Genomic DNA, 22,271 nt, shown 5'->3' with positions numbered 1-22,271 from the left:
ACCATTGGTATGAAGAAGCTCTGTTTGTTTCTGTTGCTGTGTTTGAGCATAGCACGGCTCGCTTATGCGCACGAAATTTCCATCAAAGGCGTGGTGTACAACAAAGGAACCAATACTCCCTTAGAAGGAGCCGTTGTTTCCATTTCCCAACTGGAAAAGATCTCCATCACAGATAGGTTTGGCAAATACGCTTTTCATAACCTGAAAGAAGGCGAGTATGAGTTAACAGTTTCTTACCTGGGTTTTCTGCAGGAGGTGAAAATGGTATCGGTGGCCAACGGCATTCCCGCCACGTTGACGTCGCACCTGGAAACCAGCAATCTGGAGTTGCAAGCCGTATCTGTGACGGCAAAGCGCGATAATCCGCTGCACCTGATCAGTGCGGTAGATGCCCAATTACGCCCCATCCAGAATGCCCAGGAAATGCTGCGCCTGATTCCAGGTTTGGTGATTGCCCAACACGCCGGCGGCGGCAAAGCCGAACAGATCTTCTTACGCGGCTTTGACATTGACCACGGCACCGACATCAATCTAACCGCCGATGGCGTTCCGGTGAACATGGTTTCGCACGCGCACGGACAGGGCTATTCAGATCTGCACTTTTTAATTCCCGAGACCATTGAAACCGTTGATTTCGGGAAAGGGCTTTATCATGCAGAGAAAGGAAATTTTGCCACGGCCGGCTACGCCGATTTCAAGACGAAGAACGCCCTTGACCAAAACTTACTCAAACTGGAAGCCGGAAGGTTTGACACGTACCGGGCGGTGGGCATGGTGAACCTGTTGGGCCAGAAAGCCCGTAGCAACCAGCAGAACGCCTACTTAGCAACCGAATACCTGTTCAGCAACGGGTATTTCGATTCGCCGCAGGGACTGAACCGTTTCAATGCTATGGGCCGTTACCAGGGTATTTTAGACAAAAGCACTCTTTTTAATGCTTCTCTTTCGGCTTTCAGCAGCAACTGGGATGCCTCTGGCCAGATTCCAGAACGGGCCATCAAAGAAGGGCTCATCAGTCGGTTTGGGGCCATTGACAACACCGAGGGTGGTCATACGTCGCGCTACAGCGCTAACTTCAACCTGGACAAAACCTTTGAGAACGGCGCTATCTTCAGAAACCAGGCATACGCAGTAGATTACAGCTTTGAGCTTTATTCTAACTTCACCTTCTTCCTGAATGACCCCGTGAACGGCGACCAGATTCGGCAGAAGGAAAACCGACAGATCTACGGCTACCAGGGCAGCTATGAGCAGGACCAGAGCTTTTTGGGCTTGCCGCTGCGCCACAAAGTGGGCATTGGCTTCCGCTATGATGACATCCACGATTCTGAATTATCGCGCACCAAGAACCGCACCACCACCTTAACCCAGGTACTAAAAGGCGACATAGACGAACTGAATGCCTTTGCCTTCCTGGATGAAACTTGGGAATTAACATCCCGCTTCTCTGTGAATGCCGCCTTACGGGCCGACCGCCTGTTCTTCACCTACCGTGATGCCTTGGCCGGTGAAGGAATGCCACGCCTGCAAAAAAATGCGCAGACCCGCCTCAGCCCCAAACTAAACCTCACTTACGCGGTTACCCCAGTATTGCAAATGTACCTGAACTCAGGCATGGGCTACCACTCCAATGACACCCGAGTTTCGGCGGGTTCCAGCGGCCGGGCAGCATTACCAGCCGCCAAAGGCACCGACCTAGGGTTCACCATTAAACCGGGCAACCGATGGTTTGTGAACACGGCTCTGTGGTTTTTAGACCTGGATCAGGAATTGGTGTACGTGGGCGATGAAGGCGTAGTGGAGCCCTCGGGCAAATCACGCCGGTACGGGGTAGATATTTCCGTAAGGGCGCAGTTGTCTCACTCCTTCTACCTGGATACTGATCTGAATTTCGCCCGGCCGCGGGCCCGAGAAGAAGAAAACGGCAAAGACTACATTCCGCTAGCTCCAACTTTTACCAGCACCGGCGGGTTAAGCTACCAAAGCAGCAAAGGTCTGAAAGGAAGTTTGCGGTACCGGTTCCTGGGCGACAGAGCCGCCAACGAAGACTACAGCCTTACCGCCCATGGGTATTTTCTGGTAGATGCGGTGGTGAGCTATACCCATAGAAACCTAGAGTTCAAACTTAGTGGCGAAAACCTGTTGAACAGCAACTGGAAAGAAGCCCAGTTTGAAACCGAGTCAAGGCTGCGGAATGAGGTAGAACCGGTCTCAGAAATCCACTTCACCCCCGGTACTCCCTTCTTCGTCAAGTTTGGCGTTTCTTACACGTTTGGTCAATAAGGAAGAATAGCCTTAGATTAAGTTGATGACGAAGAAAAAAGGACCGTAAGCATCTAAGCCTCTTCCAGTTAAGATTCTCCCTTTGAGGGGAGCGAAGAGGGGTGTTTATACAAGAGCAGGTTTTGCCGAGTTTTCTAAAGAAGGTCAAAATGTAGCATCAAAAAATTAGATTCAGCAATACGTGGATCGGCAGGTGTAAACACTGCTCTTTATCTCCCCTCAAGGGGAGAATCTGTATTAAGAAGCGCAGAAGGTATTTATATGGTTGTCTATTGCGGTGGCTACTTCTGAATTCACAATAGTGTAAAGATGATGCTAATGGCAGAAGAACTAAGAAGCTTTTACACTTACAATTCAGAGTCGTTTTTCCGAAAATAGCCCTGAAACGCTTGGCCTCACTCCTGCTTTCACCATAGCTGTCCATTCAACCACTCTTACTTAGGTACGTAGAAAGAAAACACATCTTGTGAGACGCACCTTAAAAGAAATTGACCATGGAAGAGAATCATAAAACAGAACAGGACCCAAACCCAACCCAGGGAAAGCAGAGCGAAGCAGACCCGCATGCCACTTACAACCCAGACACCGAAGAACTGAGAAACAGCGCCTCTACCTCTACGTATGATGCCGGCTCCTCGGGGAACACCGGGCATGAGGGATTCCTTTCCCGCCAGGATGAGGACGACCTGAAAAGCCGCACAGACGAACCGGAGAACCGGTAAGCCCCTTTCCTGAAAGAAAAGTAAAAGCGAAAGCCATAGATTCTGAATCTATGGCTTTCGCTTTTACTGCGATCAATAAGCGGCTAACGCACCATGAAAAAGAGGCTGTTTTAAGCTTGTTTCCTGAAAAACAAACCTAAAACAGCCTCTTCTAGGCTAAGAACGGTTCCTGTACAGAGGTTCTTATTTAAGCGCTACCGGCACTTCCAGGTTCTCCCATAGCAATGAGAAGCCTTTAGGTGTTACGTTGTACGCCAAACGCTCACTCATTTTGGCAGCTTTCTTCGGCTTCACGTTTACGGTTAACACGTTGTTGGCTGGGTCAAAGTTGGCACCTTCGCGGGTGGTTCCCCATTGGCCCGTTTGCGAGTTGAAGATTACTTGCCATTCGTTCTCACCAGGTACCATGAATACGCTATACTTGCCCGCCTTCAGGGGTTTGCCTTGTACGGTGATGTCTTTGTCTGTGGTGAAAACAGTAGCTTCGTTCGCGCCCGCTCTCCACGGCTTGCCGTAAGGCACCAGCTCTCCCCACACTTTCCGTCCTTTCACGGCCGGGCTGCTGTAGGCAATGGAAATGTTGGCGGCTCCCACTTTCCCGGTGGCCGTAGCGGCCGGGCTTGCTTTTGGTTTAGGGGCATCTTGCGCAAATACCGAAGCGGTCATGGTTAACAGAAAAAGGACTGTTAACAGGAGGAAGTTTTTCTTTGGAGTGTTCATAGTTCTAACAGTTATGTTGTAGAGATAAATGTAAAGGATTTTCAGGTGTAAAGAAATGTTTCTGCCAAAACGCTGAAGCAGCAGATGTGTTGTCTAGAAATATGCAGCTGTGCTTTTTGTTTTGGGCCTCCTTTCCTGAAAATAGGCCTAAAATAAAATCATCCCTGTTTTACCAAAGCGCAATCTAACAATCGGCTACAACAATCATAGATTAGACTACAAGAGACAAGCGCGGCCTGTAGAATTTTGCTTCTGTTAAACCAAAGGCAAAAAAAATGAAAATTGTAGTGACAGGCTCATTAGGCCACATCAGTAAGCCGCTTACCGAAGAGTTGGTGCAAAAAGGACACACCGTTACCGTGATCAGCAGCAATCCGGGAAAGCAAAAAGACATTGAAGCCCTGGGTGCCGCCGCCGCCATCGGTTCCCTAGAAGACGTGGCCTTTCTTACCGCAACGTGCATGGGGGCAGATGCCGTGTACACCATGGTGCCGCCCAACAACTATTTTGACCCTTCTCTGGACCAGTTGGCATATTACCAGAGATTGGGCGCCCACTACCGTCAGGCTGTTGCCGAGGCGGGCGTACCGCGGGTGGTGAACCTGAGCAGCATTGGTGCGCACTTAGAGAAAGGTAATGGCATACTGGTGGGCACGCATGACGTAGAACAGACGCTGAACCAATTGCCCCAGGAAGTTTCCCTCACGCATCTGCGCCCTACTTCTTTCTACTACAACCTATATGGTTATGTAGACATGATTAAGCAGACAAACATGATTGCCGCTAATTACGGAAGCACGGTCATCCCTTGGGTTTCGCCTATAGACATTGCTGCCGCTGCCGCGGAAGAGCTGGTGAGTTCGGCCTCCGGCAGAAAAATCCGCTACGTAGCCAGTGACGAGTTTACCGGAGAGCAGACCGCCCACATCTTGGGCACCGCCATCGGTCAACCTGATCTGAAATGGGAAATTGTTTCTGATGAAGCCGTTCTAGACGCGTTGGTAGCCGCGGGCATGAACCCGCAGATTGCCCAGGGGCTGGTAGAAATGTATGCTGGTTTACAGAACGGCACCCTCGCCGAAGATTACTTTCAGCACCGCCCCGCGCCAATGGGCCAGGTAAAGCTGCACCAATTTGCCCAGGAATTTGCTGGTGCTTTTCATTGAAATCTATACTATTGCAGTATGACTAGTCCAGCTCCCCTCAGGTTCAAAACCATTACAGAGTACCACCGGCTCATGGGGCTTCCGGCACCGGAGCACCCGTTGGTGAGCGTGATCAACCTGGAAACGCTCCCCTACCCGCCAGACCTTGGCAGCCGCAGTTTCGTGCTTGATTTCTATAATATCGCCTTAAAACGGAATCAAAATGTGCGGTTTAAGTACGGGCAGCAGGACTATGATTTTGATGAAGGCATTCTGTTTTTCATCGCCCCGGGGCAGGTCTATAGAGTAGAAGTGCCGCAGGCAGAAGAGGTTCAACGGTCTGGGTGGATGCTGCTGCTCCATCTTGATTTCTTCTGGAACACGCCACTGGCCGCCAACATCAAGCAATATGAATACTTTGACTACTCCGTGAATGAAGCCTTGTTTCTTTCTGAAAAAGAAGAAACAACCATTACCAGCCTCTTGCAAAGCATACAGCAGGAATATCATTCTAACATTGACAAATACAGCCAGTCAGTTATTATTGCACAGTTAGAATTGTTGCTGACCTACGCCGAACGATTTTACCATCGGCAGTTCATAACCCGCAAAATCACGAACCATCAGATTCTACACAGGTTGGAAGAAATCCTGAACAATTACTTCAAGAGTGATGCTTTGAAAGAAGCTGGTTTGCCTACTGTTCAATACATTGCTGATGCCTTACATGTTTCTCCTACGTACTTAAGCAGTTTGTTGAAGGTATTAACCGGGCAAAGTACCCAGCAACACATTCATGACAAACTAATAGAAAAGGCGAAAGAAAAACTGTCTACTACTACTTCCTCCATTAGTGAGATAGCGTTTGAACTGGGTTTTGAGCATTCGCAGTCATTCAGTAAACTCTTCAAAACCAAGACCAGCCTTTCTCCATTGGAATTCAGGCAATCTTTCAACTAGCTGGGTTCATTTCTGGATAGAGAAGCGCAGTTAAAAAGAAAAGCCATAGAATTCAATCTATGGCTTTTCTTTTATATAGCTAGCACCAGTTTGGGGTTAATCCCTATTATACATCTTCGTCCAATCTCTCAACTGCTCCTCGGTTTGCTTAGATACTTGACCGGGTACTAAGCGCCAGCCCCAGTTGCCTTCGCCTTTGCCAGGGGTGTTCATGCGGCCTTGCTCGTCAATGCCCAGTACGTCTTGCATAGGCAGGATGGCGGTTTTAGCCACCGAGGCATAGGCCAGGCGGGCCATTACCCACCAGATATCATCTTCGCTCAGGCCACGGCCCACGTAGTGCTCAATCTGCTGGTGGTACTCCTTGCCTTCATTGCGGTACCAACCCAGCGTGGTGTTGTTGTCATGGGTACCGGTGTAGGCGATGAAGTTACGCGCGTAGTTGTGCGGCATGTAGGCGTTCTGCGGCATCTCATCACCCCAGGCGAATTGCAGAATCTTCATGCCCGGCAGGTTGAAATCATCGCGCAGTTTCAACACCAGGTCGTTAATTTCGCCCAAGTCCTCGGCAATGAACGGCAGGCTGCCCAGTTCCTTCTCCACGAAGGTGAAAAAATCGGCCCCTGGCCCTAGTTTCCACTCACCATTCTTGGCGGTCTCTTCCCCGGCTGGTACTTCCCAGTAATCGGCGAACGCCCGGAAGTGGTCTAACCGTACCAGGTCAAACAGCTCCATGTTCTTGCGCAAACGGCCCATCCACCAAGCGTAATCCTGTTCTTTGAGCACGTCCCACTTAAACACCGGCATGCCCCACAGCTGACCATCTTCTGAAAAATCATCGGGTGGTACGCCCGCCACGCCCGTCATCTTGCCCAACTCGTCTACCTCAAAAATGTCGCGGTTGCTCCACACGTCCACGCTGTCATAGCTGATGTAGAACGGCATATCGCCAAACATCTGGATGCCGCGGTTGTTGCAGTAGGTACGCAGGCGCTTCCACTGTTTGTTGAAGATGAACTGCACCCATTTGATTTTCTCCAGCGCCTCGGCATTTTCGCGCACCAGACGCTCTAACCCTTCCGGGTGGCGTTGCTTGAACTCATCAGGCCACTGGAACCAGGCGCTGCCCTCGTGCTGCTCTTTCAACACCACATACATGGCGAAGTCATTCAGCCAGCCCGCCTCTGTGAGGCAATACTCCGTAAACTGCTGTTGCAGCGTCGCGAACTCTCCGGCTTTAAACGTCTGCCAGGCCTTTTCCAGCAACTCGTCTTTTACCCGTTTAGCTTCTTCATAGTCCACGCTGCCTGCCTGCGGCAAATGGTATTGCGGCAATTCTTCTTCGTTCAATAGGCCTTCTCTAGCCAACAGCACCGGCGAGATGAGCAACGGATTACCCGCACGGCTGGAGATAGAGCTGTACGGCGAATAGCCCTGTCCCGCCTCTACCGGATTGAGCGGCAGTAACTGCCAGTACTTCTGGTTACTAGCTTGCAGGAAATCGGCAAACTTACGTGCCTCCGGTCCCATGTCCCCAATCCCAAATAAAGAAGGTAACGAGGTGATGTGCAGCAATATACCCGCGCCACGCTCATTCTGCGCTCTCAACTTGAGCAAAGCCAGCGGGAATATCCCGAACAGGTCCTCAATGCGCAGTTCATGGGCGTATTTGCCCGAGGTACGCACCAAGCTGTCCTGCCAGTCCATAGGCGCTTCTTTAGGGATAATGACTTTGGTGTCTTTCCAGTCAATTTCCTGAATGGTTTCCACGCCTTGTGCTTTCGCCAGCGCGGCCAGGTGCAACGGCACGGCCACCACGTACCAGGTTTGCAGGTGCTTCCGCGAGAAAGCCAGCACGTGGTCTTTGTACTCGCCCTCTACTTCCAGCGGCAGGTATTCGCCTTTGGCGAAGAGGTCGGCGTTGTTCTTTCTCTCGGTGAACAGGTTCCTGATGAGCCACAGCTTAATGCGGGCATCATAGCGGTTCTCCCACAGGTCTTCCCACAGGGCTTCCTGTTTGTTCAGGTCATAGCTGTCCAGATCTTCGAGCCAGGCGTACCGTTTCTCATAGTCCACGGCGCGGCGGTTGTCTGGGTCTACCAGACTGAAATCCCACAGCTCGGTGCCTTGGTACACATCCGGTATCCCCGGTGCGGTGAACTTCAGGAGCACCTGACTCAGGGAATTTACAATCCCGAAGTCGGTGGTTTTAGCCCTGAATTTCTCATAACTGGCCCAAAACGGACGGCTCTTGTCCAGCAGTTTCACCGCGAAGGCTTTGGTTGCGGCTTCGTATTCTTCGTTAGGCGTGGTCCAGTTGGAATTGACTTTAGCCTCCCGCAAAGCCTTTTGCAGGTACTCCTGAATGCGGTTCTCAAAGTCATCCTCGTCCTGACCCGGCATCGGGTACGCGCCCAGTAACGTCTGGTAGATGAGGTATTCGTCGTTTACATCAGGGGCGTTGTTCTGCTTCAGGTCGGCGTTCATTTCGCGCCATTCCTGCACGGCGGTGGTCCATTCCTCGCCTAGTTCGGTGAGTACGTTCAGGCGCGCCCGCACGTCTTCGCCACGTTTGGTGTCATGGGTAGAAGTTCCGTTAAGCGACAGCGGCCAGTTAGCCTGACGGTCCAGCATAATGTTGTGGAACTCCTCCGGGCTTACGCCGAAAGCCTCCGGCGAATCTCCCACCTCATTGTGCCCGATGAAGCGGTTGTAGGTGTACATGATGGTGTCTTCCACCCCTTTGGCCATCAAGGGACCGCTGAACTGCATCAAACGCTGGTAGAACCGCTGCGAACGTTCCAGATAGGTATCATCCTCTCCTTCCGGCGCATTGCCTAGAATGGCGCGTTCCAGCAATTCCACCACCCCAGCCATTTCCGGTTTACTTTCCCGAATACGGTTGAAAATCGTCTGCACCGCCTCGGCTTCTTCGCCGTCCAGCGGCATCTTGTTTCCATAGTATCGGTACACCGGGCACTGAATCAGGAACTCGCCAATGGCGGCTTTCAGGGTTTCTGGCTCTACGGTGCTCAACACTTCCTCGTATACCAGGCGTTGCTCCAAAAAGAACTGGTACAGGTTCTCGCGCTCGCCACCCATGTTCTCGTTGAGGATATAGGCCTTTTTCTCATGAATCTGCTCCTGCACCTCGGCCCTTTCGCCTACCAGTTGGTGGTACAGCGTGTTGAAGGCTTCCTCACCCGGTTTGTAGGTAAACAGGTTGTTCACGTAAGACAGGAAGTCGTAGCCAGTGTTGCCTTGGATGGGCCATTGCTTGGGCATGGGTTCGCCCGGCTCCAGGATTTTCTCCACGGCAATGTACGTCTCCTCACCCGCCAGTTCACGCAGTTGCTGCAGGTACCCGGTGGGGTCATACAGGCCGTCTACGTGGTCAATGCGCAAGCCCTGGAACACGCCTTCGTCCTGTAGTTGCTTGATGTATTGATGGTAAGTGGTAAATACTTCGGGGTCTTGGATATTGAGGCAGATGAGCCCGTTCACGGTAAAGAACCTCCGGAAATTTATCTGGTAATCTGTTTCCTGCCAGTGGCACAGTTGGTACACCTGCTCCTCAGTCAGTTGCTGCACCTTCTCCGGATTCTGATTGAACGCCTCAAAGCTTTTCTCAATGGAAGACTTTACCGTTTCGTCTTTCATGAGCGAAACCAACTGCTGCCGGAACTCATCCCACTTCAGAGAGAAGCCTTTTGGGTCCTCGTCGTTATGCACTTCCTCCAGCTTGGTCAGCAACTGCTCAATGGCTTGGTTTGACTCACCTTCGCCTCGTAGGATGTCATCATACGACTTTGGATTCAGTGGATAGGCACTGTCATAGTATTTGAGCACCAAACGCTGCTGCTCCTCATCAAACGCCACTTTCAGCTCGCCGTTCTGGATGACTTCTTCCAATTTAGAACCCAGAAACGGCACCATTACACGGCCATTGTACAAAGAGCTGGTCCACCCAATGTCAAAGAATTTGCGGTATTGGCTTAGCGGCCCTTTCTCCAGCACATCCATCAACCAAGGATTCTTCGGGTGGTAAGCCATGTGGTTGGGCACAATGTCCTGCAACCAGTTCACGCCGCTCTCCTTCAAACCGCTGGCCAAGGTTTTCAGTTGTTCCTCGGTCCCAATCTCAGGGTTGATGCGGTGCGGGTTCACCCCGTCATAGCCGTGCGTACTGCCCGGCGTGGCTTCAAAAATAGGCGAAGCATAAATGGTGCTTACCCCCAGTTTCTGTAAATATGGAATAATGCGCTCAAAGTCCTCAAAAGTAAACTCCTTGTGAAACTGCAAGCGATATGTCGCGACAGGGTTATGCATATGTTTTTCAGATTTGAAGATTTGGAAATGGGGAGATGTGAAAATGAATCTCGCCATGGTACCTCTCACGTAAAGAGGGTTCTATGAGTTTCTATTTTGGGCAGCTTTTACGGAAAACAACCTAGAAAATGTTATATATTTTTCTTGTAGTTAAGTCAATCTAAAAATGCCGCAAGTTTGAGCGTAGCGGTAACTTGTGGCTGCCCTTGATGCCAGTTTGTAACTGGCCTGGTGCATTATTTTGATAAAGTGTTTCGCCAGTTACAAACTGGCTATCATTTCTACTCCAAGTTACCGCTGCGCTCAAACTTGAAGTATGTTAAGGGTTGCATATATAGCAAACATAAAGTCCTTTGCTGGCGCGAGTGGTAGTAGATTGTGGCAGGAACTGTAGAGACAAGGCATGCCTTGTCTCTACAGTATTAAATTCCATTATCAGGTTACTACTATCAGGTTACTACGCCTGGTACACTACCACACTTTCCGGTTGCAAGGTCACCTCTGTTCCTCCATTTACACTAGTTTCAGCAGCTTGAGGACCGCTCCATTCTGGGGCTGCGGAGTCTAGTACCACGTTCCAGTTCTTTCCGCCAGTGGGCAGGGACATGGGTTGCGGGGCGGCATTGAAGTTCATGAGGCAGATTACTTGTTGGTCACCATTCCAGCGGCGGAGGGTGAGGGTTTTCTTGGCCTCATCACAAGTTACTTCCAGGGTTTTGCGGTCCAGGTGCTTCAAGGCAGGTAACTCGCGGCGCAGGCGCAGGAGGGTCTGGTAGTACCGGAACATCGTTTGGTGTGGGTACTGCTGGATTAAATTCCATTGCAGCTTGGAGTTGTTAAACGTCTCTTCGGCCATGGGATCTGGCGCCTCACCCTGGGCATGGAACGCGGCGAATTCTTCTTTGCGGCCTTTGCGCACAGCTTCAGCCAAATCAGGGTCTGTGTGGCTCACGAAGTACTGGAAGCGGTTGGGTTCTGCGTACTCCTCTCCCATCCAGAGCATAGGCAGGTACGGGCTGAAGATGACGGCGGCGGCAGCCAGTTTCTGCATTTCAAAGCTCACCAGTTCGCCCAGGCGCTCGCCCAGCATGCGGTTGCCAACCTGGTCATGGTTCTGGGTGAAGACAATGAACTGTTTACCGGGGTTGTTCTCAGCTTTAATCCCGAAGGTTTTGTTCCGGTGCGGAGAGAACTGTCCGTCATAAACGTAGGCGTCTTCATAGGCTTTGGCCAGGTGCGCGATACCGCTGAAATCTGAGTAGTAGCCGGTGTTTTCGCCGGTCATGGTTACGCGCAGGGCGTGGTGAAACTCGTCCACCCACTGGGCATCCATCCCGAAGCCTTGCTCCTCCAATGGATTAATGAAGCGGGTGTCGTTCAGGTCCAGTTCCACAATCATGTAGTGGGTGCGTCCGGTGGCTTCCATCAGCTCGTTCACGTGCTGCTTCATTTCGCGCAGAATATGGTTGGGGCTGAAGTCTTTGATGGCATGTACGGCATCCATGCGCACGGCATCAATGTGGAAGTCACGGAACCACATCAAGAGGTTCTCGGTGAAATAGCGGCGCACGCCATCACACCAGGCATCATCAAAGTTGATGGCCGGACCCCACGGAGTATTGTACTTGTCTGTGAAGTAATGGCCGTACACACCCAAGTAATTGCCCTCCGGGCCTAGGTGGTTGTAGACTACATCCAGCACCACCGCCAAGCCTTTCTGGTGACATACATCTACCAAGTGCTGCAAGGCTTTCGGCCCACCGTATGAATCCTGTACCGCGTACGGGAACACGCCGTCATAGCCCCAGTTCCGATCTCCGGGGAACTGCGCTACCGGCATGATTTCGATGGCGTTTACACCTAATTCCTTCAAGTAGTCCAGCTTTTCTTCCAGTCCGGCAAAGGTGCCGTCTTCTGAGAACGTACCGGTGTGCAGTTCATAAAGCACGTAGTCCTCCAGCGGCACGTTCTGCCAGGCATCATCAGTCCAGTTGAACTTCTGCAAATCCAGGGCCTGCGAAGGGCCGTGTACGCTTTGGGGTTGGGAGGTGGAAGCCGGGTCTGGGTATTCCTGGTCTTCGTCTAGGCGGTATTTGTAGGTATCGCCGGGTGAGAGTTGGTCGGTGGTTTCATACCAGTAGCCGAACTCGCCTTTTCTCAGGGGTATGATGGTGTTGCCTTCGTTCAGGGTTATTTCCACCTGCTTTGCCTTGGGGGCCCACACCAGCACTTCGGCCTTGCCGTTGCTGGTGAAGGAAACGCCCAAAGTTCTTTTGGTCACGTCTATTTTATTCATTGGGGCTATGAAAAATAGGGTTCTTTAAGACTAATACTGATCTGCCTTCCACCAGGAATGACTCGCCGGCTTTGTATTTGGTTGGCTCTTCTGGTTCCACCAGGTTGCGGAAGGTGTCCAGCGCCACGGTCCATTCTTTGCCGTATTTCTCGTTTGGCGCATGAAACACCAAAGAATCATGGTAGGCGTTGAAAATCACGTAAAAAGAATCATCCAATACCACTTCGCCTTTAGGTCCACGGGAATGCACGCCCCGGCCGTTCAGGTAGATGGCCAGTGATTTGGCGTGGTCCTGTTCCCAGTGCTCATAAGACATTTCCTCTCCGTTGGGCAGGAACCAGGCTATGTCTTCCAACCCTTGCCCTTTGATGGATCTTCCCTGGAACCAGCGGCGGCGGCGGAACACCGGGTGGTTTTTGCGGAAATGGATGAGTTTCTTGGTGAACTCCATTAAACTGGTGTCGGCCTTTTCCCAGTTGAGCCAGGAGATTTCATTGTCCTGGCAATAGGCGTTGTTGTTCCCGTTCTGGGTGCGGCTTAACTCATCACCGGCCACCAGCATGGGCACACCCTGAGACAGGAACATGGTGGTTAGGAAATTGCGTTTCTGGCGGTTACGAAGGTCATTCACCCATTGGTCATCGGTGGGGCCTTCTACCCCGCAGTTCCAGGATCGGTTGTGGTCATCGCCGTCTTTGCTGTCTTCCCCGTTGGCCTCGTTGTGCTTCTCATTGTAAGAAACCAGGTCATTCAGGGTGAAACCGTCATGAGCAGTGATAAAGTTGATACTGGCCGTTGGCCGACGGTAATCGTCATAATATAAATCTGAGGAACCGGTGAAGCGGTTGGCAAAATCCGCCAGCATACTTTCTTCGCCGCGCCAGAAGTCGCGCATACAATCGCGGTACATGCCGTTCCACTCGGTCCAGCCCGGCGGGAAGTTTCCTACCTGGTAACCGCCCTCGCCTACGTCCCAGGGTTCGGCAATGAGCTTCACCTGTGAGATGATAGGGTCCTGGTGGATAATATCAAAGAAAGAACTCAGCTTGTCTACCCCGTGCAGTTCCCTCGCCAGCGCAGAGGCCAAATCAAAGCGGAAGCCGTCTACGTGCATCTCGGTGATCCAGTAGCGCAGGCTGTCCATGATCAGGCGGAGCACGCTGGGCAGGTTGGCGTTGAGCGTATTGCCCGTGCCGGTGTAGTCCATGTAGTAGCGCTTGTCTTCTTCTACCAGACGGTAGTACGATGCGTTGTCAATGCCCTTAAAGGACAGGGTTGGACCTTTCTCGTTGCCTTCGCCGGTGTGGTTGTACACCACGTCCAGAATGACTTCAATGCCCGCCTTGTGCAAGGCTTTGACCATGCTCTTGAACTCCGAAACCTGCTGGCCCAGCACCCCGCTGCTGGAATACCGCACGTCTGGCGCGAAGAACCCGATGGAGTTGTAGCCCCAGTAATTAGTAAGGCCTTTTTCCTGCAAGTGCCAGTCTGTGATGAAATGGTGCACCGGCAGTAATTCAATGGCGGTTATTCCCAGGTCTAACAGGTACTGAATGGTGACAGGGTGCCCAATGGCCGCGTAAGTGCCCCTGATCTCCTCCGGGATTTCGGGGTGCATTTTGGTGAAGCCCTTAACGTGCGCCTCATAAATAATGGATTTATGGTAGGGCAGTTTGGGCGACTGATCATCTTCCCAATCAAAGTTAGGGTCTACCACTACAGATTTAGGAATGTAGGGCGCACTATCCAAATCACTGTAACTCAGGTCTTCGTCTTCATGCCCAAACTTGTAACCAAACAGCGACTCATGCCAGTTAATGGTACCGGCTATGGCTTTAGCGTAGGGGTCAATCAAGAGTTTGTTGGGGTTAAACCGATGCCCTTGTTCCGGCTCATATTCGCCGTACACGCGGTAACCGTACAGTTGGCCGGGTTTCAGGTCTGGCACATACGTATGCCATACTTCATAGGTCCGTTCCTCCATTTTAAACCTTGCCGATTCTTTCTCGGACTCAGGAGTGTCATATAAACAGAGCTCTACGTGAGAGGCATTGTGGGCATAGAGGGCGAAGTTCACACCTTCTCCATCCCAGGTGGCACCCAATGGGAAGGGCTTCCCTGGATAAGTAATTATGTTCATAGATTTTTGTATCTGGTACAGTTGCAGGAAAAATTGAGTATTAATTTTTTGCTCGCGTACCGTCTACGCAATTCTGGCATTAGGGATATGCCTAACAGAGAAGAATATTCAAAAATGTATAAGTTCAGATATAAGTACGTAGTCTCTTTCTTCCTTTTAGCTGTAAAATCGTTAAGGATTGTACAGTATTCTGGCTGTTCTTGAAATAAGCCCTGTGCAGAATGCCGCTGTTTTCAGCTAGTTTCCCGAAAATGGGTCAAAAGCAGTTTTCAAGGAGTTTAGGTGTTATCTGCTGAAGTAGAACCCACCCCTGCCCCTCCGAGGAGGGGAATTCTCTTTGCACGAAGATTAATCTATCTCGCTAACATGGTTCAAGTTTTCAACTTGGACCTATAATGACCTGAAGTTTGCAACTTCAGTGAATTGAAGATTCAAAGTGGAATATTTGTACACTATGGCACTGAAGTAAATCCGCGCCATAGGCGAACCATGTGTTTAGAATTTTTTTGATTTTCAAAAGGGACAGTATTAATATAAGTACTTCGAATTAAATTGACACAAAAAAGCCGCCGCAGTTTTCACCGCGGCGGCTTTTGGCCTTTATTCTGAAAAACAGGCCTAAAAGATGAACTTGGTAGAGAGGAAGTTAGACTGTCCTTCGCTCACAATCTGGTTCAGGAGTTGCTTGTTGTTCTCGTTGAACTTTGTGGCGACTAGTGACCGGATGGAGAACGAGCGCAGCGCATCTACTACCGATAGGGTACCTTCGGCGCTGTCTTTTCTTCCGGTGAAAGGGAAAGCATCTGGGCCGCGCTGGCATTGACAGTTGATATTCACGCGGCTTACCTGGTTTACCAGCGGGTCAATGAGGGAAGCCACTTCAGAAGCATCCTGGCTGAAGATACTCACCTGCTGCCCGTGGGTAGACTCTATCAAATATTGAATAGGTTCCTCCAGATCATCATAGGCCACCACCGGAATAATAGGGCCGAACTGCTCCTCGCGGTAGAGCTTCATGTTCTCATTCACTGGGTAGAGAATAGCCGGATACACGAAGGACTCAAAAGCGGTGCCTCCGCCTGGGTTTACCACTTGGGCACCGTTTGCCAAAGCGTCATCAATGCACTCTTTGAGGTAGGCGGGTTTGTGCGGCTCGGGCAATGGGGTCAGGGACACGCCTTTTTCCCAAGGCATGCCGTACTTCAGTTTGCCCACGGCTTCGGTCAATCTTTCCAGGAACTCGTCTACTTTGCTGCGGTGCACGAAGATAATCTTGAGAGCTGTGCAGCGCTGACCATTGAAAGAAAGCGCTCCTAGCACCGTCTCCTCTACAGACAATTTCAGGTCTGCGTTTTGGGTGATGATGGCGGCGTTTTTAGCGTCTAGTCCTAAAATAGCGCGCAAACGGTTCACTTTAGGGTGCAGCTTTTTCAGTTCGTCGGCTACTTTGCTGGAACCAATGAGTGTGAGTACGTTCACCTGTCCGCTTTTCATCAAAGCAGGCACAATGGCGTGGCCACGGCCATAGATGGTATTTACTACTCCCTCGGGGAACGTATCGCGGAATGCTTCCAGCAAGGGGTAAAACAACAACGTGCCGTGCTTGGGTGGTTTGAAGAGGATGGTGTTGCCCATAATGAGTGCCGGAATGAGCGTGGTGAAGGTCTCATTGAGCGGGTAGTTGAAAGGACCCATACACAATACCACGCCTAGTGGCGAGCGGCGCACCTGCGCAATAATGCCCTGCTCTATCTCGAAACGGGAACTTTGCCGATCCAGGTTTTTCAGGGCGTCAATGGTGGCGTAGATGTACTCTACCGTACGGTCAAACTCTTTTACTGAGTCAGCGAAGGATTTGCCTATTTCCCACATGATGAGTTTCACCACGGTGTCTTTCTGGGCGATCATCTTCTGGGTGAAGCGTTCCACGCATCTGATGCGGCCGTCTACCCCCATGGTGGGCCAGGCGCCTCTGCCGTTGTCATAGGCGTTCACGGCAGCGTCTAACGCTTCCAAGGCCTCTTTCTCGGTACACACCGGGTAGGTACCAATAAGCTTGCGGGCGTACGTTCCGTCTGGTTGTGCCAAGGCTACCGGTGAATACACTTCGTGCGAGGCACCGTCCCAAGCCTTCATGAATCCGTTGGAGAGATATTCCCGCTGGTGCAGTTCTCTGCCTAGTGAGAATTCGGCTGGAACCTGCTCTTCAGAGACGAAGATGGACCTCAGTTGCGCCTGAGTCACAGCCGCCACTTTGTTTGTTGTTTCCATATACTGATAACGTGTTTAGTATCAATGCGAAAACTCAATCTTAGGGATAAAACGAATAGCCTCAAAATAAAAGTTTACAGATTAATGATTTTTCTATTATCGAATATTAAAATTAAACTTATTATAAATAAATGGCCTTTAAATAAAAATATTTCAACCAAAAACACCCTAACTGTTGTTTGTTTAATAATTAGACAATAACTTTTACAAGTTGCCATTACCCAGCGGAGATGAAGCAAGAGCGAAAAAATATGTGAAAGTTTTATTGCAGAAAAACGAATGCTGTCTCTATATTGACCGCATTATTTATTTAAAAAGAGTATACTAAATTAAGAAGAGTCATTACGGCAAACGCACTTGAAGAGACGGGGTTAATTGCACTCACCAAAGGAGCGAAAAGGTCATGTGCAACAGCAAGGCAACAACTGTGCAATTAAGCGGTTTACAGACAATGTACGTTATGCATAACACTTTTCATTTTAAGGCTCTTTTGGCTAACTTCGCCGCGAGGCGTCACAACCTAATTAAACAAACCTAAAGAAGTAATATGTCTGATTTTGCTGAACTAACTCTTGAGGGCAAATCGTACCAGTTTCCGATAGTAACGGGCACTGAGAACGAGAAAGCCATTGATATTAATGCTTTACGCGCGCAAACTGGTTACATCACCCTTGACTCGGGTTACAAAAACACGGGTGCTACAGAGAGTGCCATCACGTTTCTGGACGGTGAGGAAGGAATACTTCGCTACAGGGGCTATCCTATTGAGCAACTGGCCGAAAAGTCTTCTTTCATGGAAGTGGCGTACCTGCTGATTTATGGCAAACTGCCTTCTCAGGAAGAATTAGATCACTTCGCAAATCAGATCAAAGTCCATACGCTGGTAAACGAAGACATGCGCAAGATTCTGGACGGTTTCCCTTCCACGGCGCACCCCATGGGAATGCTTTCTGCCCTGGTTAGCTCCCTGACGGCTTTCTACCCAGAGTCTCTGAAATCAAACCAGACCAAAGAAGAAGTGGATCTTTCCATTATTCGCTTGATGGCGAAGCTGTCTACCATTGCGGCCTGGTCTTACAAGAATTCCGTGGGGCATCCGGTAAACTACCCAAAAAACAAGCTGGACTACTGCTCTAACTTCCTGCACATGATGTTCGCGTACCCTACCGAGGAGTACGAAATCAATCCAGTGGTAGTAGATGCCCTGAACAAGCTGTTGATCCTGCACGCCGACCATGAGCAGAACTGCTCAACCTCTACCGTGCGTCTGGTGGGTTCTGCCCACGCCAGCTTGTATTCATCCGTTTCTGCGGGTATCAGTGCCCTGTGGGGACCTCTGCACGGCGGTGCGAACCAAGCGGTAATAGAGATGCTGGAAGCCATCAAAGCCGACGGCGGTGATTCCAAGAAATACATTGAAAAAGCAAAAGACAAGAACGATCCGTTCCGTCTGATGGGCTTCGGGCACCGGGTGTACAAGAACTTTGACCCACGCGCCACCATCATCAAGAAAACTGCCGACGAGGTGCTGACTGCCCTGGGCATCAATGACCCTATCCTGAACATTGCCATGGAACTGGAGCAGGCCGCCTTGACTGATCCTTACTTTGTAGAGCGCAAACTGTACCCGAACGTAGACTTCTACTCTGGCATCATCTACCGCGCCATTGGTATCCCAACCGAGATGTTCACGGTAATGTTCGCCCTGGGTCGTCTCCCCGGCTGGATTGCCCAGTGGAAAGAAATGCGCGAAGCGAAAGAGCCCATCGGTCGTCCACGTCAGGTTTACACCGGTGAGACGGTGCGTGATTACACACCTGTGAACGAACGCTAATTCATACCACCCAAAAGCAGAAGGCCAGACTACAAAGTCTGGCCTTCTGCTTTTTAGATAATACGTTTTGGACTTGTTTTAGGAAAAGCGGGCAGATAGGGACTTAATCCAGATCAAGAACAATCTTGATGCTTTCTTTGATTTTACTTCTGGTAGTTTCATCTAGCTGCCCAATCTTATGCAGGAGCCTGGTGTTATCAATTGTCCTGATTTGGTCAACCATGATGTCGCAGTCTTCTTTCACATTGGCAGTACCTTTGGAGAGATGAACCCGCAAAATCTGGGACTTTGGCTGTACATTGGTGGTGATGGGGCAAATGACGGTAGACGGATGAGACTTGTTCAATAAATCTGTCTGCACAATAACTACCGGCCTTACTTTTCCAGTCTCAGTTCCTCTTCTTGGGTTCAGATCAGCAATCCAGAGTTCAAACTGTTTAACCTTCATCTTCCAGGTCTTCAAACTCTTTAAGCACCGAAAGAGAGTCTGAAGCCACCAGCTTTGACTCCTGGTCAAGTTGATGGGCTAGAAGACGGCGTTTTTGTAGTTTATTGTAGAATCCCAATGCCTCATTTATATACCTGTTGCGGTTCTTATTCACTTGCGCCAGAATACTCTCCGTTTCCTGGAAAATATCATCTTCTAATTTCAAAGACAGGTTCTTCATTTTTTATAGCTTTTAAGCAACGGTATATTCTTCCAGTATATACTAAAAATAAGCAATTTGGTTTATATGAGCAAGTTACTGCCTTGAGTGTAGAGGTAAAAGCAAGCTCAACAATGGCTTTCCTCAATCAGCGGTTGACTTTCTGGTAGGAATCGGTTCTGCCGATAAAGCCTTGCCCCTGTTGAAAGATTTCCAGCCGCGCCAGGTACCGGTAGAATCATAATACTGCCAGTCACCGTGCCATTTGTACATAAGTAAATTATTTTCCTCAAAGAGATAAGCGAGCCCTTCATGCGATACTTTCCCGTTGGGGTGGTAAAAAGTGGTTCTGATGCGTTTGTGTTTGGGCTCGTACTTCTCCAGCCGCTCTAGCTTTCCGTTTTCAGCATACGTTTTCCAGGTACCGCGTTCTTTGCCGTTCCTGAACCAACCGGTGTACATGAGTTGATTGGGTTTATGGTCATAGTAGGCCCGCCACTTCCCCACTCTATTACCTTCTTTGTTCACCTGGTTCCATTTCCAAGGCCAGGCAAACCCTTGGCTGGTGAGCGGAACAGAAAGACAAACGAGAAATAAAACTGCCAGAATTGCTTTTCTTAGGTGTTGCACAAGCCTTTGGGTTAAGGATAGAAGTTCTTCTTTATGACGTAGCGGTAAACGGAAGTTCAGGAAAAAGTAAGGATAAACACTCGCTCGCCTCTGGCGAGCGAGTGAAATGCTATTTCTTTGATTTTGTCACACTGCTCAGTACCGGCATATCGGTGGTGGGATTGCCTTTCACAAAGGTTTTTACTCCTAATGATTTTCCCTCCTGGTCAAAGTACTCCCAATCGCCCTCCCAGTAGAAATGAACACCGCCGTTTTCGGCATCCCGCATGTAAGCCATGCCTTTGTGGGAGATTTTGCCGTTTGGGTGGTAGTAAACGGTTTGGTAGCTCCTGTTCCGCCGTTTTATGCGCTCTGTGAAATAGAGCTTTCCGTCTGGGGTGAAGGTTTTCCACTGTCCCACTTCTTTCCCGTGCCGGTATTTGCCTTTGTAATGCACCACCTTTTCTTCACCATCATGGAACGTGCGCCAGCGGCCGTGTTTCAGTTGTTTTTTATCATAGCGGTTCCAGTTCCAGGGCCAGGCGGGAGCGGCCTCACTAAGAAAGACCATTCCCAAGGTCAACAATACCGTTAACCAGACTTTTTTAGGCGAAGGTGAGTACAAGGTTGCCATTTTCTTTGAAGTGAACAGGGTGAGACACAGGATAAAAGAAAGAACGGTAACAGAAATTTAATAAGTCTGTTTTCAATTTCGAAACGAAAAAATCACCATCTTAGGTATCACAGATGCGCTCCTTTGCAACGTCTTTTTTCCACTCTTAAACCCTTTCGCGTGCAGACCTCACCCACCACCCGCAAACGTGCCGCCAAGCCGAAAGCCGAGGCGCAGAAATTGAAAAAAGCATTCGTCCTGGACACGTCCGTCATTCTCTATGACCATAGCGCCGTGGAGCACTTCGGGGAGCATGACGTGGCCATTCCCATTACGGTGCTGGAAGAGCTGGACAACTTCAAGAAAGGGAATGACATCAAGAACTTTGAGGCTCGGGAGTTCATCCGGTACATAGACAATCTTTCGGCGGAGCACATGCTTCAGACCTGGATTCCGCTGGAGGGGACCAACAAAGGCCGGTTCAAGGTCTTGATGGGAACCAGTTCACCCATTGATGCCGAGAAGATTTTCAACGAAGACAAAGCCGACCACAAAATCTTGAACGCCACTTTGTCCTTGCAGCACGAAATGCCCGACCATAGGGTCACGCTGGTCACCAAAGACATCAACCTTCGGCTGAAAGCCAGAGCACTCAACTTGTCGGCGGAAGATTATGAGACCGGCAAAATCCAGAACGTGACCAACCTGTACCGCGGAAATGATTTGGTGGAAGACATTCCGCAGGCGGTTATCAGCAAGCTGTACGATCAAGGCGAATGCCCTGTGGAAGAGGTCATGCCTAATCCTCCTTCAGACAACCATTACTTTATCTTACGCAGTTCTAAGTCTTCTGCCTTAGCGTATTATAATCCGCAGGAAAGAATATTGGAACGTGTAGACAAACCCCATGCCGTAGGCATAAAACCCCGTAACGCCGAGCAGACCTTCGCGCTTCATGCCATCATGCACCCCGATATAAAGCTGGTTTCCATTCAGGGCGTAGCAGGCACCGGTAAAACATTATTAGCCTTGGCTGGAGCACTGGAGCAGCGCGAGACCTACCGTCAGATCTATCTGGCTCGCCCCATTATTCCACTCAGCAACCGCGACCTGGGTTTCCTGCCCGGCGACGTGAATTCCAAGATTGGACCCTACATGGAGCCACTTTGGGACAACCTCAAGTTCATCCAAAACCAGTTCCCCGAGCACAGCAAAGAAGCCAACCGCATCAAAGAAATGGTGGAAGATGACCGGCTGGTCATCACGCCGCTGGCTTACATACGCGGCCGGAGTTTGTCTAACATCATCTTCATTGTAGACGAAGCCCAGAACCTGACGCCGCATGAAATTAAAACCATCATTTCCCGTGCGGGCGAAAACACCAAAATCATCTTTACCGGAGACATTTACCAGATAGACACCCCCTACCTGGACAGCCAGAGCAACGGCCTCTCCTACCTCATAGACAAAGTAAAAAACCATCCGCTGTACGCCCACGTGACCTTACAACGCGGCGAACGCTCAGAACTGGCCAACCTGGCAAATCAGCTTCTTTAATTGCTGGTTGTTTATTGCTGATTGCTGTTGGATAATACTAAAACGCTTTAAAGGCCTTCCATCTTAGGCCAGGCAGATTCTGGCGCAAGCGTTTGCTTTTGTATGCACGCATAACTGACCTGCAAAATGAGGACACAAGCGGACG

Annotated in this window: 15 protein-coding genes; 6 read left to right on the top strand and 9 right to left on the bottom strand. The window is 50.2% G+C overall.

The features are described 5' to 3' along the window. The first annotated feature begins 9 nt into the window (after positions 1–9). Positions 10–2,283, top strand: a complete 2,274-nt coding sequence (locus tag ACY0JR_RS00140) for a TonB-dependent receptor (protein ID WP_462631758.1) — start codon at positions 10–12, stop codon at positions 2,281–2,283. Between the two features lie 494 nt (positions 2,284–2,777). Beyond that, entirely contained in the window at positions 2,778–3,005 is a 228-nt protein-coding gene (locus ACY0JR_RS00135) for a hypothetical protein (protein ID WP_462631757.1), read from the top strand. A 183-nt stretch (positions 3,006–3,188) separates the two neighbouring features. On the opposite strand, the gene ACY0JR_RS00130 is transcribed toward ACY0JR_RS00135, so the two are convergent. After that, positions 3,189–3,671 carry a DUF2911 domain-containing protein gene (locus tag ACY0JR_RS00130; RefSeq protein WP_462631756.1) on the bottom strand — a complete coding sequence of 161 codons (483 nt, stop codon included), beginning with the start codon at positions 3,669–3,671 and terminating at the stop codon, positions 3,189–3,191. Between the two features lie 329 nt (positions 3,672–4,000). On the opposite strand from ACY0JR_RS00130, the gene ACY0JR_RS00125 reads away from it, so the two are divergent. Next, positions 4,001–4,891, top strand: a complete 891-nt coding sequence (locus ACY0JR_RS00125) for an NAD(P)H-binding protein (RefSeq protein ID WP_462631755.1) — start codon at positions 4,001–4,003, stop codon at positions 4,889–4,891. An 18-nt stretch (positions 4,892–4,909) separates the two neighbouring features. Then, a complete protein-coding gene (locus ACY0JR_RS00120; protein ID WP_462631754.1) occupies positions 4,910–5,830 on the top strand; it encodes a helix-turn-helix domain-containing protein in 921 nt (306 codons plus the stop codon). 96 nt (positions 5,831–5,926) lie between these two features. On the opposite strand, the gene treY is transcribed toward ACY0JR_RS00120, so the two are convergent. The 4 genes from treY to ACY0JR_RS00100 all read right to left on the bottom strand — a co-directional run bounded on the left by treY (position 5,927) and on the right by ACY0JR_RS00100 (position 16,866). After that, positions 5,927–10,159, bottom strand: coding sequence for a malto-oligosyltrehalose synthase (treY, locus tag ACY0JR_RS00115; protein ID WP_462631753.1), 4,233 nt, complete (start codon positions 10,157–10,159; stop codon positions 5,927–5,929). 457 nt (positions 10,160–10,616) lie between these two features. Further along, positions 10,617–12,455 (bottom strand): malto-oligosyltrehalose trehalohydrolase, encoded by a 1,839-nt coding sequence (treZ, locus tag ACY0JR_RS00110; RefSeq protein WP_462631752.1) that lies wholly within the window; start codon positions 12,453–12,455, stop codon positions 10,617–10,619. Beyond that, positions 12,448–14,595, bottom strand: coding sequence for a glycogen debranching protein GlgX (glgX, locus tag ACY0JR_RS00105; RefSeq protein WP_462631751.1), 2,148 nt, complete (start codon positions 14,593–14,595; stop codon positions 12,448–12,450). Before glgX ends, treZ begins: the two co-directional genes overlap by 8 nt. A gap of 618 nt (positions 14,596–15,213) precedes the next feature. Next, complete coding sequence (locus ACY0JR_RS00100; RefSeq protein ID WP_462631750.1) at positions 15,214–16,866, bottom strand: NADP-dependent glyceraldehyde-3-phosphate dehydrogenase; 1,653 nt, start codon at positions 16,864–16,866, stop codon at positions 15,214–15,216. Between the two features lie 547 nt (positions 16,867–17,413). Between ACY0JR_RS00100 and ACY0JR_RS00095 the strand changes: the two genes are divergently transcribed. Beyond that, the gene (locus tag ACY0JR_RS00095; protein WP_462631749.1) at positions 17,414–18,700 is read left to right on the top strand and encodes a citrate synthase; all 1,287 of its coding nucleotides are present in this window, start codon (positions 17,414–17,416) and stop codon (positions 18,698–18,700) included. Between the two features lie 103 nt (positions 18,701–18,803). Here the strand turns inward: ACY0JR_RS00095 and ACY0JR_RS00090 are convergent, their stop codons facing one another. The 4 genes from ACY0JR_RS00090 to ACY0JR_RS00075 form a co-directional block, all read right to left on the bottom strand. Further along, positions 18,804–19,148, bottom strand: a complete 345-nt coding sequence (locus ACY0JR_RS00090) for a type II toxin-antitoxin system PemK/MazF family toxin (RefSeq protein WP_462631748.1) — start codon at positions 19,146–19,148, stop codon at positions 18,804–18,806. Continuing rightward, entirely contained in the window at positions 19,138–19,368 is a 231-nt protein-coding gene (locus tag ACY0JR_RS00085; RefSeq protein ID WP_462631747.1) for a hypothetical protein, read from the bottom strand. The genes ACY0JR_RS00090 and ACY0JR_RS00085 overlap by 11 nt, the downstream gene beginning before the upstream one ends. A gap of 123 nt (positions 19,369–19,491) precedes the next feature. Then, positions 19,492–19,977, bottom strand: coding sequence for a toxin-antitoxin system YwqK family antitoxin (locus tag ACY0JR_RS00080; RefSeq protein WP_462631746.1), 486 nt, complete (start codon positions 19,975–19,977; stop codon positions 19,492–19,494). A gap of 109 nt (positions 19,978–20,086) precedes the next feature. Next, the gene (locus tag ACY0JR_RS00075; protein ID WP_462631745.1) at positions 20,087–20,590 is read right to left on the bottom strand and encodes a toxin-antitoxin system YwqK family antitoxin; all 504 of its coding nucleotides are present in this window, start codon (positions 20,588–20,590) and stop codon (positions 20,087–20,089) included. A 159-nt stretch (positions 20,591–20,749) separates the two neighbouring features. On the opposite strand from ACY0JR_RS00075, the gene ACY0JR_RS00070 reads away from it, so the two are divergent. Continuing rightward, positions 20,750–22,126 (top strand): PhoH family protein, encoded by a 1,377-nt coding sequence (locus ACY0JR_RS00070; protein ID WP_462631744.1) that lies wholly within the window; start codon positions 20,750–20,752, stop codon positions 22,124–22,126. Positions 22,127–22,271 lie beyond the last annotated feature (145 nt).

It is taken from the genome of Rufibacter sp. JT3400010 (assembly GCF_054956755.1).
The sequence above is the reverse complement of the archived record's forward strand: the minus strand, read 5'-3'. Positions and strand labels throughout refer to the sequence as shown.

Excerpts from the sequence above, each read along its gene's own strand:
- ACY0JR_RS00140 (WP_462631758.1), top strand. The coding sequence starts at position 10 with ATGAAGAAGCTCTGTTTGTTTCTGTTGCTGTGTTTGAGCATAGCACGG.
- treY (WP_462631753.1), bottom strand. The coding sequence starts at position 10,159 with ATGCATAACCCTGTCGCGACATATCGCTTGCAGTTTCACAAGGAGTTT.
- treZ (WP_462631752.1), bottom strand. The coding sequence starts at position 12,455 with ATGAATAAAATAGACGTGACCAAAAGAACTTTGGGCGTTTCCTTCACC.
- ACY0JR_RS00095 (WP_462631749.1), top strand. The coding sequence starts at position 17,414 with ATGTCTGATTTTGCTGAACTAACTCTTGAGGGCAAATCGTACCAGTTT.
- ACY0JR_RS00125 (WP_462631755.1), top strand. The coding sequence starts at position 4,001 with ATGAAAATTGTAGTGACAGGCTCATTAGGCCACATCAGTAAGCCGCTT.
- ACY0JR_RS00135 (WP_462631757.1), top strand. The coding sequence starts at position 2,778 with ATGGAAGAGAATCATAAAACAGAACAGGACCCAAACCCAACCCAGGGA.
- ACY0JR_RS00090 (WP_462631748.1), bottom strand. The coding sequence starts at position 19,148 with ATGAAGGTTAAACAGTTTGAACTCTGGATTGCTGATCTGAACCCAAGA.
- ACY0JR_RS00075 (WP_462631745.1), bottom strand. The coding sequence starts at position 20,590 with ATGGCAACCTTGTACTCACCTTCGCCTAAAAAAGTCTGGTTAACGGTA.
- glgX (WP_462631751.1), bottom strand. The coding sequence starts at position 14,595 with ATGAACATAATTACTTATCCAGGGAAGCCCTTCCCATTGGGTGCCACC.
- ACY0JR_RS00120 (WP_462631754.1), top strand. The coding sequence starts at position 4,910 with ATGACTAGTCCAGCTCCCCTCAGGTTCAAAACCATTACAGAGTACCAC.
- ACY0JR_RS00100 (WP_462631750.1), bottom strand. The coding sequence starts at position 16,866 with ATGGAAACAACAAACAAAGTGGCGGCTGTGACTCAGGCGCAACTGAGG.
- ACY0JR_RS00130 (WP_462631756.1), bottom strand. The coding sequence starts at position 3,671 with ATGACCGCTTCGGTATTTGCGCAAGATGCCCCTAAACCAAAAGCAAGC.
- ACY0JR_RS00085 (WP_462631747.1), bottom strand. The coding sequence starts at position 19,368 with ATGAAGAACCTGTCTTTGAAATTAGAAGATGATATTTTCCAGGAAACG.